The 14,587-nt window shown below is 61.7% G+C and carries 19 protein-coding genes; 6 read left to right on the forward strand and 13 right to left on the reverse strand.

What is annotated here, in order from left to right:
* The first annotated feature begins 87 nt into the window (after positions 1-87).
* From AC07UB_RS14550 to AC07UB_RS14570, 5 genes are all read left to right on the forward strand, one after another.
* Positions 88-627, forward strand: a complete 540-nt coding sequence (locus tag AC07UB_RS14550; RefSeq protein ID WP_492790184.1) for a hypothetical protein — start codon at positions 88-90, stop codon at positions 625-627.
* Between the two features lie 209 nt (positions 628-836).
* On the forward strand, positions 837-1,319 hold the full coding sequence (locus tag AC07UB_RS14555; RefSeq protein WP_494655121.1) for a hypothetical protein: 483 nt from the start codon (positions 837-839) through the stop codon (positions 1,317-1,319).
* A gap of 38 nt (positions 1,320-1,357) precedes the next feature.
* Positions 1,358-2,110: a hypothetical protein gene (locus AC07UB_RS14560; RefSeq protein ID WP_494655119.1), complete on the forward strand. Its 753-nt coding sequence runs from the start codon at positions 1,358-1,360 to the stop codon at positions 2,108-2,110.
* 967 nt (positions 2,111-3,077) lie between these two features.
* The gene (locus AC07UB_RS14565; protein WP_494655117.1) at positions 3,078-3,254 is read left to right on the forward strand and encodes a hypothetical protein; all 177 of its coding nucleotides are present in this window, start codon (positions 3,078-3,080) and stop codon (positions 3,252-3,254) included.
* 205 nt (positions 3,255-3,459) lie between these two features.
* The gene (locus AC07UB_RS14570) at positions 3,460-3,912 is read left to right on the forward strand and encodes a hypothetical protein (protein WP_492790188.1); all 453 of its coding nucleotides are present in this window, start codon (positions 3,460-3,462) and stop codon (positions 3,910-3,912) included.
* A gap of 11 nt (positions 3,913-3,923) precedes the next feature.
* Here the strand turns inward: AC07UB_RS14570 and AC07UB_RS14575 are convergent, their stop codons facing one another.
* Complete coding sequence (locus AC07UB_RS14575; protein WP_492790189.1) at positions 3,924-4,271, reverse strand: hypothetical protein; 348 nt, start codon at positions 4,269-4,271, stop codon at positions 3,924-3,926.
* 131 nt (positions 4,272-4,402) lie between these two features.
* Between AC07UB_RS14575 and AC07UB_RS14580 the strand changes: the two genes are divergently transcribed.
* The gene (locus tag AC07UB_RS14580; RefSeq protein WP_494655115.1) at positions 4,403-4,645 is read left to right on the forward strand and encodes a PCC domain-containing protein; all 243 of its coding nucleotides are present in this window, start codon (positions 4,403-4,405) and stop codon (positions 4,643-4,645) included.
* A 4-nt stretch (positions 4,646-4,649) separates the two neighbouring features.
* Here AC07UB_RS14580 and AC07UB_RS14585 read toward each other — a convergent pair whose 3' ends face one another.
* The 12 genes from AC07UB_RS14585 to flgB all read right to left on the reverse strand — a co-directional run bounded on the left by AC07UB_RS14585 (position 4,650) and on the right by flgB (position 14,431).
* The gene (locus AC07UB_RS14585) at positions 4,650-4,862 is read right to left on the reverse strand and encodes an LIM domain-containing protein (RefSeq protein WP_492790191.1); all 213 of its coding nucleotides are present in this window, start codon (positions 4,860-4,862) and stop codon (positions 4,650-4,652) included.
* 174 nt (positions 4,863-5,036) lie between these two features.
* Positions 5,037-5,444, reverse strand: a complete 408-nt coding sequence (locus AC07UB_RS14590) for a (R)-mandelonitrile lyase (protein ID WP_492790192.1) — start codon at positions 5,442-5,444, stop codon at positions 5,037-5,039.
* A gap of 96 nt (positions 5,445-5,540) precedes the next feature.
* Positions 5,541-6,248 carry a glutathione S-transferase gene (locus tag AC07UB_RS14595; RefSeq protein WP_494655112.1) on the reverse strand — a complete coding sequence of 236 codons (708 nt, stop codon included), beginning with the start codon at positions 6,246-6,248 and terminating at the stop codon, positions 5,541-5,543.
* Between the two features lie 66 nt (positions 6,249-6,314).
* The gene (locus AC07UB_RS14600; protein WP_492792656.1) at positions 6,315-6,965 is read right to left on the reverse strand and encodes a lectin; all 651 of its coding nucleotides are present in this window, start codon (positions 6,963-6,965) and stop codon (positions 6,315-6,317) included.
* 189 nt (positions 6,966-7,154) lie between these two features.
* The gene (locus tag AC07UB_RS14605) at positions 7,155-8,111 is read right to left on the reverse strand and encodes a Tim44 domain-containing protein (RefSeq protein WP_492790194.1); all 957 of its coding nucleotides are present in this window, start codon (positions 8,109-8,111) and stop codon (positions 7,155-7,157) included.
* 174 nt (positions 8,112-8,285) lie between these two features.
* Positions 8,286-10,844, reverse strand: a complete 2,559-nt coding sequence (gene cckA / locus AC07UB_RS14610; RefSeq protein WP_492790195.1) for a cell cycle histidine kinase CckA — start codon at positions 10,842-10,844, stop codon at positions 8,286-8,288.
* A 130-nt stretch (positions 10,845-10,974) separates the two neighbouring features.
* On the reverse strand, positions 10,975-12,048 hold the full coding sequence (gene flhB / locus AC07UB_RS14615) for a flagellar biosynthesis protein FlhB (protein ID WP_492790196.1): 1,074 nt from the start codon (positions 12,046-12,048) through the stop codon (positions 10,975-10,977).
* 9 nt (positions 12,049-12,057) lie between these two features.
* The gene (fliR, locus tag AC07UB_RS14620; protein ID WP_492790197.1) at positions 12,058-12,828 is read right to left on the reverse strand and encodes a flagellar biosynthetic protein FliR; all 771 of its coding nucleotides are present in this window, start codon (positions 12,826-12,828) and stop codon (positions 12,058-12,060) included.
* Positions 12,829-12,923: 95 nt separating this feature from the next.
* Positions 12,924-13,187 (reverse strand): flagellar biosynthesis protein FliQ, encoded by a 264-nt coding sequence (fliQ, locus tag AC07UB_RS14625; protein ID WP_492790198.1) that lies wholly within the window; start codon positions 13,185-13,187, stop codon positions 12,924-12,926.
* A gap of 41 nt (positions 13,188-13,228) precedes the next feature.
* Complete coding sequence (gene fliE / locus AC07UB_RS14630) at positions 13,229-13,552, reverse strand: flagellar hook-basal body complex protein FliE (protein WP_492790199.1); 324 nt, start codon at positions 13,550-13,552, stop codon at positions 13,229-13,231.
* A 16-nt stretch (positions 13,553-13,568) separates the two neighbouring features.
* Positions 13,569-13,991, reverse strand: coding sequence for a flagellar basal body rod protein FlgC (gene flgC / locus AC07UB_RS14635; protein ID WP_492790200.1), 423 nt, complete (start codon positions 13,989-13,991; stop codon positions 13,569-13,571).
* Positions 13,992-14,020: 29 nt separating this feature from the next.
* Entirely contained in the window at positions 14,021-14,431 is a 411-nt protein-coding gene (flgB, locus tag AC07UB_RS14640) for a flagellar basal body rod protein FlgB (protein ID WP_492790201.1), read from the reverse strand.
* Between the last annotated feature and the right edge of the window lie 156 nt (positions 14,432-14,587).

A 14,587-nucleotide genomic window follows, 5' to 3' on the forward strand; every position in this document is an offset into this window, starting at 1 on the left:
CCGACAAAGGGAAGATGGCCAAAAGCTGCCCATGCCCCCTTGCAGGGCGGCCGCGCGCCAGCCGCCGCGCCAGGAAAGATTGAGGACATGACGACCGCCACGCCGACCGCTGCCGCCGACACCTCGCCCGCCGCGCCCGAGCCGGTATTGCCGATGATGGGCCTGCGCATCGCGCTGATCGTCCTGGCGGTGATCGAGACGGTCCTCGGCATCTCCGACGCGCCGGTGCTGTTCGGCGACATGTCGCATATCGGATCGGGCATCGGCGGCGGGCTGATCAAGGCGCATCTGGCGGCACATCCGGTGCTGGCGCTCGCCGCCATCGTGTTCGCCGCGATGGGCCGCGTGCGCCATGCCATTATTGCGCTTGGCGCAATCATCATCATGACGTGGCTGAGCGACATGCCGTCGGTGGCCGCGCACGGACTCGAATTCAGGAGCGCGTTCTCCGCCGTCGAGACCCTCTCGAAGATCATCGCCTTTCCGCTGATGGCGGCCTGCGCCATCGCCTATGCCGCGCATAACGAACACCTCGGCCGCGCCACGCTGCTGGTCGCCGTCCCGACACTGTTCGGCATCGTCATGATTGTCGGCTTCGCCGTCGGCGTGATGATTTACGGGTTTTGACTTTGCTTACCTCTCCCCGCCTGCGGGGAGAGGTGCGAGCCGTCAGGCGAGCGGGTGAGGGGCAAGGCCCGTGTGGCCCCTCACCCGGAGCCTTCGCTTCGCGAAGCCTCCGACCTCTCCCCGTAAACGGGAGAGGTGAAGATGGCACCCCTCACCTCGCACACCTTGCACAAACGTAACGCGCACGCTTCAATGGCGCGGGGGACACCATGACAAAACGCATCGCATTTTCCGGATTTACAGCCGCCGCAGCAGCGCTCATGCTGGCCGTGGCCGCGCTTGGCGTCAGCCCTGCCCGCGCCGACCGCTGCGACGATCTGGCGAAAGACCTCGCGGGGCAGATCCCGGGACTCAAGGTCGGCAAGACGGTCGCCGGCGTGATCTATCTCGAACACCCGGCGGTGAAGCAGGCCTCGCTCGGCTGCCAGAGCCGCAACCGCAGCAACGACGTGTTCGCCTCCACCGACAAGAAGAAGCCCGACGACGCCTATTACGATTTCATCGGAACGGCGTCGGCGCTGGTGTTCACGATTCCGAAGAAGGACGCGGAGAACGGCGCCCGCCGCTGCGTCAAGCGCACCAACATCATCCGCGGCTACAACATCGACTCACGCTACCGCCGCCTCGACATCCACTGCACGGTCGCGAAAACGGGAGTGCGGATCACGATGTCGCGGGAAAAAGGTGTGTGAAGTCATCCCGTAGTTTCAAAATGCCATCGAAACCATCCATGATTTGGAAAGAACGGCGAAGATCATTTTTTTCTGCGATAGTTGGCGCTACACTTTTATTCTTATTTATCGGCCTTATTGGCACAGGCAATGTGTCAGCATTTTTCTTAAATCTAGGGACGGACGGAATTGCTGCATTAGTAACCATTTTCATCGTCGATAAGATCGTCGAAGATTACAAGAACGAGACGTCCGCTGGCGCACGCTTCGTTGCTTATAGAGAAGCATGCTGGATCAACAATCGGCTTCTCGCATTTTGGGAGGAGTTGCTCGCCCACTCGATGCTTCCCGGCACAAAAATTGATTCCCCATTTTCAAGAGAATCTATTGCGACCATAAACCAGTTTTTGAACCTGCATGGAGACGCGCCTGTTTATCCCGCGATGCAGTGGATTGATTACATTCCATATTTTGGAGCTAAGCAAACAAAGGAAATCGAGAATATTCTGTCGCGATACGCCTCTCACCTCCCCGCTACAGTTATTGAAAGCCTTTCGAATATCGAGCATGCCTTCTTTTTCAAGATGATAATCAATCATTTTCAGGATCGAAGTGGGAGCCGCACGATCAATACGTTTCAGACCAACGTATTTAGTGAACTAGCTAACGACATGATCCTTTTAAATACAGGTCTCCTCGAAATGGATAAAGAGTTTGCAGGTCGAACTCATCACATTGTTCCTAGGAAGCTGGATGATGGTTATTCAGCACTCATTTCGGCAAAAGCATCTGGAAGTAGTCGAGTTGCTTAATCACATACTAGGTTGACATTCTTCCTATCTAGGACTATATTCCTTCTCGTCCTGCCCCGTCATGAGGGGCGTTTCGCGATCGTCACGATACGCGGGGCGGGATGCGGTGGCGCGGCAGCGTCAGGCGCGCGCGAGGATGGCGGGGCGCGTTCCTTGTACAAAGGGCGTGTGAACCATTCGAGCAAGCGCTAGACGAACCACGCTGTGCGCGGGATTGCGGGCGGCAACGCTTGCATGAACGCGTAACATCCGCGCCGGCCCAAGTCGTGTGGTCCTGCGAAATCCGGTCTGCCCCGTTTGCTTCCAACCGGAAGCATCGGCCTCAGCGGAGACGACGGTGACAGCCCACGGGCGTTCGCCGGGGAGAGCACGAAGCAAGCCGGAGCACCACCGCGTGCGGAACGCCGGATGTAACCGGCGCAACCGTGGTGACTACGCTCGTGTGCTTTTTATTTTTGCACACGGGGCTGCGGATGCGCTCGCGCATCCGGCGTTCCGCGCGCCCTCATTTGGGTGCAAGGCGCATGAGATGAATTCGGGCGCCCCCGCGCCGTCACAACAACAGGGGTGATCGCGCACGGCTGTTTGAAAATTGAATCTGGGATTCGGAGTAAGGCAATGCCCTCGCTCACCCACGATGTCGTCCCCGCGAAAGCGGGGACCCATAACCACCGGATGTGGTGATGCGAAGGAAAGAGTTGGCCCGCTATCGCGACAATATCGAGTGCCCAGGAGTATGGGTCCCCGCCTTCGCGGGGACGACGAAAGAGAACGGAGCGGAACAACTGATCATGACGATTGGCAAGCGCGCGTACGGAACAAAATTGTTCCCCTCGCCGCGCTCACGCCCGCTTAACCATGGCCGTGCGGCATGACAAACCGTCACATTCGCGCATGAACCGAATGGTAACGTCCAGCGACTAAGAGACGGCCTAACCAAAAGACGCTTAAGTCGCAGGGACGGACAATGCTCAAGGATATTCTGGTGACGTCGGACGAGGAAGCGCAGCGCCTGCTGGCCGCGTTCCGGTCGATTCCCAACATGCAGGGCCGGCTCAAGATCGTCGAACTCGCCGAACGCATGGCGCGGGAAAAATGCGCCGCGCGCATGGGCGCGAAGGCGCCCGCTCACATGAGCCGCTGATCGGCGCCAGGATTTTCGCGAGAAGCGTCCGGGCGCACCATCTGAAAAATAAATCGGGCGTTGCCGCAGCGCGTTGTCATCGGCGTAGCGGGACTTCTTCGTTTCACGAAAAGGTGACGGCGCGCCATCATATCAACGCCGCCCTGAGAGCATTACCTTTTTATCACCGCGCATCACCCGGTTGATCCGAACAGGAGTGACCGCAATGTGTGATTATAGCCTGCATGCCGTCGCAAGCCGGCCCGCCAGGGTTGGCGAGCGGTTGGTCTCCACAAAATTCCCCCTGACAGTCACCCGTGGCTTCACCGGCGAAGGCGAGCCGAATGTCGCTGTCTGTGTCCGCCCCGGCACCGAACTCGCGTTCGACCGGGCGGTCGATTTCGACGGCGCGTTCTTCAGGAAGAAGGTTCGTCATACCGTCGCGCGGTTCCGGACCGTCGATCTGGACAACCCGAACCGGCACCATGACGCGCTGGAATTTCCCGATGGACAGCTCGTGTTGCTGACCCAGCTCGATCCCGGTCAGTGGGCGACGGTGCTGCAACTCCCGGCCGTGCCGATGCGTGAAGCACAGCCAGAGACGACGGAAACCACGGCTTCGGAAGCGGCCGCTGCGGAAACCGCAGCTTCGCGCTTTGGGAGTTCGCTGATCTACTAAGGTGGGTCGGCTCAGGCCGCGACGCAGCTCTTCACATAAACCCGGCGGGCCGCGCCGCGCAGCTTCTGGTCGATGGCCTGCTTGAGGCATTCGACGCGCGCCTGCGCCACGCAAAGCTGCATCTGGTCGCGCGCCTGATGCTTGCCGAGATGTTTCGGCGCAATCGACTGGCGGCAGGTCTCGCGCTTGCCAACACGCATCACCGGCGGCGACTTGCTATCGGTCGGCACTGCATAAGCGAGCTTGGTGCCCTCAGGCTGCACCGACGCGATAGCGTTCGGCAGCGGGTTCTGCGCAACGGCGACATAGATCGCGCCCCCGAGCAGGGCTGCGTAGATGGCGGGGGTGACGATGCGCATCGGTCCTCCTGCTGGGTGATTGGGGTGAGGCCTCAACAGACAGCGTGAATGCGACAGCATTGCGGCAACGGCGGCGATTCGGGAACCCTCCTGCCCGTACACGGTTGGTCCGGCCAAAAGGAAACCCGCCGATGCAATCCAGGCTGCTGCATAACGCCGACGGCCAGCGCACTTTCGCGGTGATCCTGGCCACCGGCGACGAGGTGACGGCCTGCCTCACGGATTTCGTGACCCGCGAAAAGATTACCGCCGCGCAGATCAGCGCCATCGGCGCGCGCCCCACCCTCGAAGTCATCCTGACCGAAAGCCCGGCGCATCTGCGCAAGCGGCATGATCCGGAATCCGGTCTCGCGCTGATCCGCACCGACCCGTGAAGATTCAGGCGGCTATTGCTGGCTGCGGAACTGGAACCTCGAGCGCCTCGGATTTGAGGATCGCGATCGTCACGAACTGATAATCGCAAGCCTTGCATGACCAGAGGTACGAGACACGGTTGCGCTCGCGCTCCGACCAGAGCGGCGAGCTAATCAGCGTGCCGCATTGGGCACAGGGATTTTTATTGAGAAGAAAGCTGCAATCCGATGCTGCCATGACGCACCTCCCAGACCGCGAAACTAAATGCGCGAGAGAGCAACCCGTCAAGCGCAATCGACATTGCGCCGCGCAACAGGATGCGTCAGCGTTTCAGACATTTTGCAAAATGAAATGATGAGCACGATCTCGCGGAAAATGCGACAGGCGCTTAACCGCGACACCACAACGCGATCACTCCACCGGGTTTTCCGCATACTGCGCGTCGGTGACATGCTCGAGCCATGTCGCGAAGCTGCCGTTCTCGGACTCCTGCATCGCCAGGTGAGTCATCAGGCTTGTCGGCGCGGCGCCATGCCAGTGCTTTTCGCCGGGCGGAATCCACACCACGTCGCCGGGGCGAATCTCGCGCACGGGCTCGCCTTCGGTCTGCACGCGTCCGCGGCCGGAGAGTACATAAAGTGTCTGGCCAACCGGATGGGTGTGCCACGCGGTGCGCGCGCCGGGCTCGAAGGTCACGCGCGTCGCGTTGAGACGTCCGGGCGCAGGCGTCTCGATCACCGGGTCCTGCCACACGGTGCCGGTGAAATAGGATGCGGGCGCGCGCTTGGTCGGCACGGAGCCGGATGGGGTGATCTTCATGGGAAACTCCTCAGGCGCCGGAAGGCGTCGCTGCTCAACGAGCGTTTCAGGCGGGGAAAGTCAAGGCGTTGGACATTCACATTCGACGGAAGCGCTTCAGCCGTCCAGCACCTTGTAGCGGCGGAAGATGCCGTCCTCATTGAACGGAATGCGCCGCTCGCTTGCGAGGTAGGCCTTGATGTTGGGCCGCGCCGCGACCCGGTCATGCAGTTCGATCACGCGCGGCACCTTGCGCTCGAAGCGTTTCATGTTGTTCGGAAACGCATAGCGCAGGCCCTCGACGATCTGGAACAGCGACAGGTCTGCGTAAGACAGCCTGCGGCCGTTGAGATAGGGCCCGCCGCTGCCATCGATCAATCGCTCGAAATAGCCGAGGAATTTCGGCACGCGCTCGCTCCAGAATTCCCCGGTGCGTTTCTTCGCGGCGGGCCGCTGGTCTTCATAATAAAGCGTCGGCCCGAGCGGATGATGGGTGTCGTGAACCTCGACGACAAAATCGGCAATGGTCAGCTGAAGTTGATGCACCCAGAGACGCTGCGCTTCGGCTTTCGGCGCAAGACCATGACGCGCGCCGAGATAGAGAAGGATGTTCGCGGTCTGCCCGATCACGAGCTTGCCGGCTTTCAGAAACGGAGGCGCGAACGGCGGCGTCACACCGCGTCCTTTCATCATCGCCATCATCCTGCTTACGCCGCCGCTGCGCCGGGCGGCATCGACATAATCCGCGCCGGCGTCTTCCAGCGCGAGGCGGACATATTCGCCGCGTCCCTGAATGGTCGGCCAGTAGTAAAGTTCATAGCGCATGGAAACCTCAAAACGGTTTCGGCGCGGAGAGCCTCCGCGCCGAGTGGTCAACGTCTTTCGTGAAAATCAGTTCGACGCGAAACAATACAAGAGCCCGTCGCCGCCGGTGCTCTTCAGATCGTTCTGCGAACAGCCGCCATCCGGTCCCCGCGAACCGTGCGAAGAATTCCAGGATTTCGATGCGTCGTCATCGCGCAATCCGATGCGATCGGAATGACCGACCACAGCCGAGCCCTGCGTGCTGCTTGTCCAGTTCTTGCAGGTCTTGTCGTCGCCGGCTGCGAAGGCGGTTCCGTCGGGCTGCGATCCGGTCAGAACGTCATGCCGGTTTGGCGTATCGCCGCGGCCGTTGATGACCTCGCCCTTCTCGTTCAGAGCCGACTGCTTGGTCAACGCGTTGGCGCCGTGCAGGTCCGCAACATCCTTGGCGACCACCTCACCCTTCGCGTTGGTCCACGGCCCCTTCCCGATCCGGTCCTTGGCGTTGATTGCGGGCTTGCCGTCGGCGGCCTGTGTCGAGAGATACGCGCGCCAGGTCTTCGCACCGGCGCCGGCCGCCTGCGCCAGTGTCTGGCATTGATTATCCGCGCCGGCCAATCCGCCGAGATTGCCGCCGTTGCCGATCGGGGTGCTGGTGATGAAGAATGTCATGTTCGCCTGCTGCGCATGAACCGGCGCGGTTGCGAAAACAACGAGTGAAGCTGCAATGATCGACAATCTGGACACTTATCTCTCCCTTTGAAATTTTCTTGAATAATTGGACGTTCCTGGACGCGCTTCTTTGAACGCGCGGTGAGCTAAGTTCAACACACAACGGCGCGACTTATTCCCGGGCCTCCGGTGATCGACAAACGAAAAGGCGCCGCGCGAGCGCGACGCCTTGATCTGGACTGGAACCGAAGCGGCTCAGGCGTACTGGATCGCCGACACTTCCCATCCGCTGCCGGGACGCCGCGTGAACGTCCACACGTCGGTGACTTCAGTCGGCGTGTCGCCGCCTTCGACGACCTTGCCGCTGGCGATCTCGACGGTCTTGTCGATCAGCGAGAAGCGCAGCGCCACGGTTGCGTAGTCGGTCGGGCCTTCACGCCAGGCTTCCGCAAGATCGCCCTGCAGCAGCTTGACATCGGACACGGTATTGACCACGCCGCGCTCCTTGTTCGCGTTGAGGTCCGAGGTGAAGTAGGACACCATCTCGGGCGTCGCCAGCGTGTGCAGCTTGGCGATATCCTGATTGGACCATGCGGTGTTGACCTCGCCGAGCAGGCGCTCGAACGAGTCATAGTCATCTGGCGTGATTTCGAGCGGTGCGTCGCCCGAACCGCCGCCAAAGCCAAAGCCTGTCCGCATGCTCGCGAGCGGGCCCTGCTGCTGCGCAGGCGCCGGGCCGGGAGCGGCCGAGGCACCGGCATAGGCCGGCGCATTGCGGCGCTTCCACCACGACATGGCGAGCCGCACCACAAGATAGACCAGTCCGAGCTGGATGATCAGGCCGAAGATCGACGACAGGCTGCCGAGACCGCTGAACAGGCCACCGCCGAACAGCATGCCGAGCAGACCGGCGCCAAGGAAGCCGGCGGCGAGACCGCCGAGCAGGCCGGGCCGATTGAGGAAGCCGCCGGCTGCGGGTGCAGCGGCAGGAGCCTTCGTGCCAGGCTGGGTGATGCTGCGCTGGATGGGCTGCGCGCTGTTGGGCGCGGTCGCCGTGGACGGCGGCGCGGAGTATGTCCGCGAACCGCGGCTGCCGCCGCTGCTGACGCGGGCATCAACCGACGACGAGACGGCAATCACCAACGGCATCGCCACGGCCGCGACAACGGCCAGCGTTTTGATGACGGCGCGGATGCGCTTTGGAAAAATCATGTTCGTTCCCTCTCAGCCCTCATTGGGGCGACGTTCCCCCGGCGGGGACACGTCCTAACATGGGCACCGGCGGAGGAAAGGGAAGCAGATACGCACGGAACCGGCTGCGGCGCTCAGTCGCGGGCCACCCTCAGAGGCGTTTTGGCGCCCCGTTGTGCCCAATTGTGACAGTTTTCAGGACGCCGCCGTCATCGTTTCCTTCACCGCTGCGACAAGCTGGCTCAGCGTGAAAGGCTTGGGAAGGAAGTTGAACTGCTGGTTCTCGGGCAGGCTCTTCTCGAAAGCATCCTCGGCGTATCCGGACACGAAGATGATTCGCAGATCGGGATTGCGCTTGCGCATCTCGATCAACATGGTTGGGCCGTCCATTTCCGGCATCACCACGTCGGACACCACGAGATCGACAGCGCCTTCTTCACGCTCCAGCGCTTCCAGCGCATCGAGACCGTTCTCCGCCTCGATCACCGTGTAACCACGCGAGCGCAGGCCACGCGCATTCAGTGAGCGCAATCCGTCCTCGTCCTCGACCAGCAGGATGGTGCCCTGTCCGGTAAGATCCGGCGCCTTGGTTTTGGCCGCGACGCTCGCTGCAACTTCGCTGGCAGCGATCTCCTGAACCGTTTCCACCTCGGGGTGATGACGCGGCAGGAAAATCCGGAATGTCGTGCCGTGGTCCGGTATCGAGTCGACATAAATGAAGCCGCCGGTCTGCTTGACGATGCCGTAGACCGTGGACAGGCCGAGGCCCGTTCCCTTGCCGACTTCCTTGGTCGAGAAAAACGGTTCGAAAATCTTGTCGACGATGTCGGCCGGAATGCCGCTGCCGGTGTCGGCAACCTCGATCGCGACGTAATCGGCTGCGGGCATCCCCTTGTACTCGGGCCGCTCGGAATCCCTGGCGGAGACATTGGCCGTGCGGATGGTCAGCTTGCCGCCATCGGGCATCGCGTCTCGCGCGTTCACCGCGAGATTGACGATGACCTGCTCGAATTGCGAGAGGTCGGCCTTCACCGGCCACAGGTCGCGGCCATAGACGAACTCGGGCTTCACCTTCTCGCCGAGCAATCGCTTCAGCAGCACGTTGAGGTCGGACAGCACGTCACCGATGTCGAGCACCTGCGGACGCAGCGTCTGCTTGCGCGAGAACGCCAGCAGCTGCCGCACCAGCGCGGCGGCCCGGTTGGCGTTCTGCTTGATCTGCATGATGTCCTGGAACGACGGATCGGTCGGTTTGTGCGCGTTCAGCAGGAAGTCGTTCGCCATCATGATGGCGGAGAGCACGTTGTTGAAATCGTGGGCGATGCCGCCGGCGAGCTGACCCACAGCCTGCATCTTCTGCGACTGCGCGAAGCTGTTTTCCAGCGTGCGCTTCTCGGTGGTCTCGAACAGGTAGACGATCGCCGCCTCGGCGTCGCGCGCGTCCTGCTCCACGGACGTGACGAAGAACTGGCCCCAGCGCTCCTTGGCGCTGTCCAGCATCGCCTCGACCGGCGGAATGTCGCCCTGCCCGTCGGCAGCCTTGTTGATCGCAGCGACCAGTTCGCCGCGTTCACGCTCGTTGACCACCGCGAAGATCGACTTGCTGGCGCCGCCGGCCGGCGAGAGGCTCTGGGTGAGCTTCGCAAAGCGGGCATTGGCGCGCACGACGTTGCCCGACTTGTCGACGGTCGCAATCGCCATCGGCGTGTGGTCGAAGAAGCGCATGAAGCGCACTTCCGCCGCGCGCTGCGGGTCCGCATGATCGTCGCGCGCGCGGTTGATCACCAGCGTTCGCGACGCGCCGGGCGCACCGTCCGCGCCGAACGCCAGCTTGTGATAGAGCCGCGCCGGCATGGTCTTGCCGTTGCGCATCCTAAGATCGAGATCGAACACCTCGGTTTTGACTTCGCCCGGCTCCGGCACGATCGACGTCAGAAGCGACGCTCCGTCGCCGGACATGATGTCGGCAACTTTCAGCCCGCCGGAGCCGATTTCAGCAAGATCGTAGTCCAGCCAGTTGGCGAGCGTCGCGTTGACGTAGACGAGCTCGCCCGCCGCGTTAACCGAGAAGAAGCCGCAGGGCGCGTGATCGAGATACTCGATGGCGTGCTGCAATTCCTGGAAGACGTCTTCCTGGCGCTCGCGGTCGCGGGTGATGTCGGCGACTGACCAGACAGCGAACTTCGACTGGCGCTTGTCGGACGCCAGCGGGCGGACGCGCATCCGCAGCCAGCGGCCATGCGCATTATCCACGCCCGCGACGCGAACCTCTTCCTGCTGGCGCTTGCCTTCACGCGCCGCCTTGAGCAGGCGAAACACGGCTTCGGAAACATCCGGGTTGCCGATGAAAACCCGCTCCACCGGGCGTACCTCGTTGGGACTGGACGCTCCGGTGAGCGCGAGATAGGCGGTGTTGGCATAAACGACATGGCCGCGCTGATCGGTCACCGCGAGCCCGTCGAACGCATGATCGGCGATCGGGCGCGTGATCGGGTCTTCCGCGAGGCGGTCGGCGAACCTGACGATGCCTGCGGCGAAGGCGAACAGGGTGAACAGCCCGACCATGGCAAGCAAGGCCAGCAGCGCCAGAATGTAGGGCTGGGCCTGACTGCGGCCCAGCGTCATGAAGGCCACCGCCGCGGCAATGATCGCGCCCGCCACCAGCAGCACCAGCAGGATGCTGCCGCCGCGCCGCGCCGGTTCAAGCGGAGTGGCAAAGGAGGAACGCAGATCGCCGTCTGTGTCGGTTGTCATCGCAGCCTGTTGGAAATCGGCTTCACAAGCCCCTGAGTGCCTGAATCGGGCATCCCGACGCAAGATACATTACGACCGCGCCAACAGCCGCGCTAGAGGAGCGGCCATGCGGCCTTGGCCAAATCCTTGATTACCCAAGGCCCGTCACCCCGCGCCGCAGGCGCATGACGTAGCCGATCACCTCGGCGACCGCGTGATAGTGTTCGACCGGAATTTCGTCATCGATCTCGACGCTTGCGTGAAGCGCGCGGGCGAGCGGAACATTCTCGACAATGGGCACATTGTGAAGGCCCGCGATCTCCCTGATCTTCAGCGCGAGCACATCGATGCCCTTGGCCACGCAAATCGGTGCGGCCATGCCCTTCTCGTATTTCAGCGCGACCGCGTAGTGCGTCGGGTTTGTGATGATGACCGAAGCACTTGGAACCGCCGCCATCATGCGTTTCTTCATGCGGGCGAAGCGGATCTGCCGGATGCGGCCCTTGATATGAGGATCGCCTTCGGACTGCTTGTATTCTTCCTTCATTTCCTGGAACGACATTTTCTGCCGCTCGAACCACTGCCGGTACTGGAACAGGTAATCGAGCGTGGCGACCACGGCGAGCATCGCCACCACGGTTCCCATCAACTGCACGGAAATCGTCTTGGTCACCGTCAGAAGGGATATCGGATCGAACCGGACCATGGCGTCGAGGCGGTGGCGTTCGGGCCACAGCACCAGGGCCATGACGACGCCGACCGCGATCACCTTGAAAACGCCCTTGAGGAAGTTCGCGCCCGCCTGCTTGCCGAACAGCCGGGCAGCGCCCGCCGCCGGCGAAATCTTGCTGAACTTCGGGGTGAGCGGATCCGCCGACCACACCAGCCGATGCTGGATCAGGTTGCTGCCGATGCCGGCGATCAGCAGCAGCAGCAGCGGAATTCCCAGTACGCCGATCAGCATCATCTCGATCCGGGTCAAAAGCGACAGCAATCCGGGGCCATCGACGCGAATCTGATGCATGTTCATCAGAAGATTGCGCATCGGCACTTCAATGCCGATGCTGATCGATCCCGAGAACGACGACAGCAGCAACGTCGAGGCCGCGATCACGAACCAGGTATTGACCTCCTGACTTTTGGCGACATCGCCCTTTTCCAGCGCATCGTCGAGACGTTTTTGCGTGGGGTCTTGTGTTTTTGATTCTTTATCCTCGTCGGCCATGCCCTGCCCTCAGCTTCGCGGCGCGAGGGAAATGAGGACACCGCTGAAATAGTCGAGGAACGTGCCCATCATGGTGGCGATGACGACGGCGAGAATCAGGAACCCGCCCAGAATGGAAAGCGGCACACCGACGAAGAAGACCTGCATCTGCGGCATCAGCCGCGCCAGCACGCCGAGACCGAGGTTGAAGACCAGGCCGAACACAATGAACGGCGCGGACAACTGGATACCGATCTTGAACGCGGTTGCGAAAGCCTTGGTCGCCAGCGCCGCGACGTCGCCGCTCGGCATCAGCTCGCCCGGGGAGAAGGCGTTGTAGCTCTCGTTCAACGCTGCGATCACCAGATGGTGCATGTCAGTCGCGAACAGCAGGGTCAGTCCCAGCAACGTCAGGAAGTTGCCGATCAGCGCGCCCTGCTGACCTTGCGTCGGATCGATCGTGGTCACGAAACCAAGGCCGAGCTGCTGCGCGATGACCGAGCCCGCAACCGCCAGCGCCGACAGCGTCACCCGCGCGGTCGCCCCGAGCACGACGCCGATGATGATCTCATGAACCATCAGCACCAGCAGCGGCGCCATCGAGGTCATGTCGACCTGATAGGCGCTGCGGTGAAGCGGCAGGATGATGAGCGTGAGCGCCAGCGCGATGGCCAGCCGGACCCGGACAGGGATATTGGCTTCACCGAATCCGGGGAGCAGCATCACCATGGCGCCGATACGCGCAAACACCAGCATGAATGCCGCGGCAAGCGCCGGAAGCAGCGAGATATCGACACGCATGGAAGACTTGCCTCGGAAGGACTTGCCTCTGGAAGACCTTTGAACGTCCAGCCTCTGAACATCAGATCCTGGAACATCAGGCCTTCAATCATGCGCTAGCCGCCGATGATTCGCGACGATATCCGCAGCATCTGGCTGTTCAGCGCATCGGCCATGTAGGGCAGCGCCAGCACCAGCGTGACGAAAATCGCGAGAATTTTTGGCACGAACACCAGCGTCTGCTCCTGAATTTGCGTCAGCGCCTGAATCAGCGAGATCACCACGCCGACCACGAGGCCGACGATCAGGAGCGGCGACGACACCTTTACGATGGTCCAGATTGCATCGCGCGACACGTCGAGAACTTCGGCACCAGTCATTTCAATCCCCTGCCCGCAGGCACGTCACAAAGTCCGGAAAATCAGATCGGCATCCGCATGATGTCTTCGTATGACTGGATCACGCGATCGCGCACCGACACCAGCGTCGAGACGGCGACGTCGGTTTCGGCCACCGCGGTCACGACGTCCATGACGTTGGCCTTGCCCTGCGCCATCGCGATGGTCTGCGCGTCGGATTTTTTGCCCGCATCCATGACGTTGCCGAGCGTTTCCTTGAGCAGCGCGCCAAACGACACGCCGCCGGTTTCTCCCGCCTTGCCGGCGCCGCTCGCGGCTCCCCCGGCAGACTCCATGATTTTCGCAAGGCTTGCATAGGCATTGGCAGCGACTGTTGGCGAAGCCATGAGTTATTTCCCTTTGTCAGGCCTTGAGGATGTCGAGGGTGCGCTGGATCATGCGGCGCGTGGCGGAAATGATGTTGAGATTGGCTTCGTAGGACCGCTGCGCTTCGCGCATGTCGGTCATTTCGACCAGCGGGTTCACGTTGGGGTATTTAACGTTGCCGTTGGCATCGGCCACCGGGTTGCTTGGCTCGTGCTTGACGCGGAATTCGGAATTGTCCGGCTTGATCTTGCCGAGGGTGACGACCCGCGCGTCGAGAGTACGGTCGAGTTCGGAAGAGAACGTCGGCACCTTGCGGCGATACGGGTCCGCACCAGCAGTTTTCGCGGTGGAATCCGCGTTGGCGATGTTTTCGGAAATCACCCGCATCCGGCCCGCCTGCGCGCGCAGACCCGATGTCGCGATGCTCATCGACCGCAGAAAATCATTGCCGTCGCTCATGACCTTGCTCCTTTAAACGCGATCATGTGTCACCGCTTCCCGATGGCGGTCTTCAGAAGACCTAGACTGCGGCTGTAGAGCGCGGTCACCGCTGCGTAGTCACCCTGGTTGGCGGACACTTTCAGCATCTCGTCCTCGAGATTGACCGCGTTGCCGGCCGGTCTCGTCTCGTAGCCGCCGCGGTTGTTCGAATTGAAACTGTCGCTGACGCCAGCGCCCTGGATGTGGCCGGGGCTAGTCCGCGCCATCGAAAGGGACGGCATCGTGCCGGTCACCGGTCCCGTTCCAGTAGCGTCGAATTTGGGCGCCACCAGATCGCGCGGCTTGAAGTTTGGCGTGTCGGAATGCGAGACGTTTTCCGCAAGCACCCGTTGACGCTCCTGATGCCACTGCATCTTGGTGCGAAGTGCGGACAACATGGGAAGATCTGTAATGGCCATCGGCCTGCTCCGCCTGTGACCCGAAGCGCGATGCCTCAGGTAGGCAGAATTTGCCGTGTGTATGGTTAATAAGGAGTTAAGAACCGGCTTGACCCACTTTCGCCACGAAATGCCTCCAATCGGGCAAGTCATTGAAGTTCCGGCACAAGAAGTCTT

It is taken from the genome of Afipia sp. GW821-FHT04G03 (genome assembly GCF_059419985.1).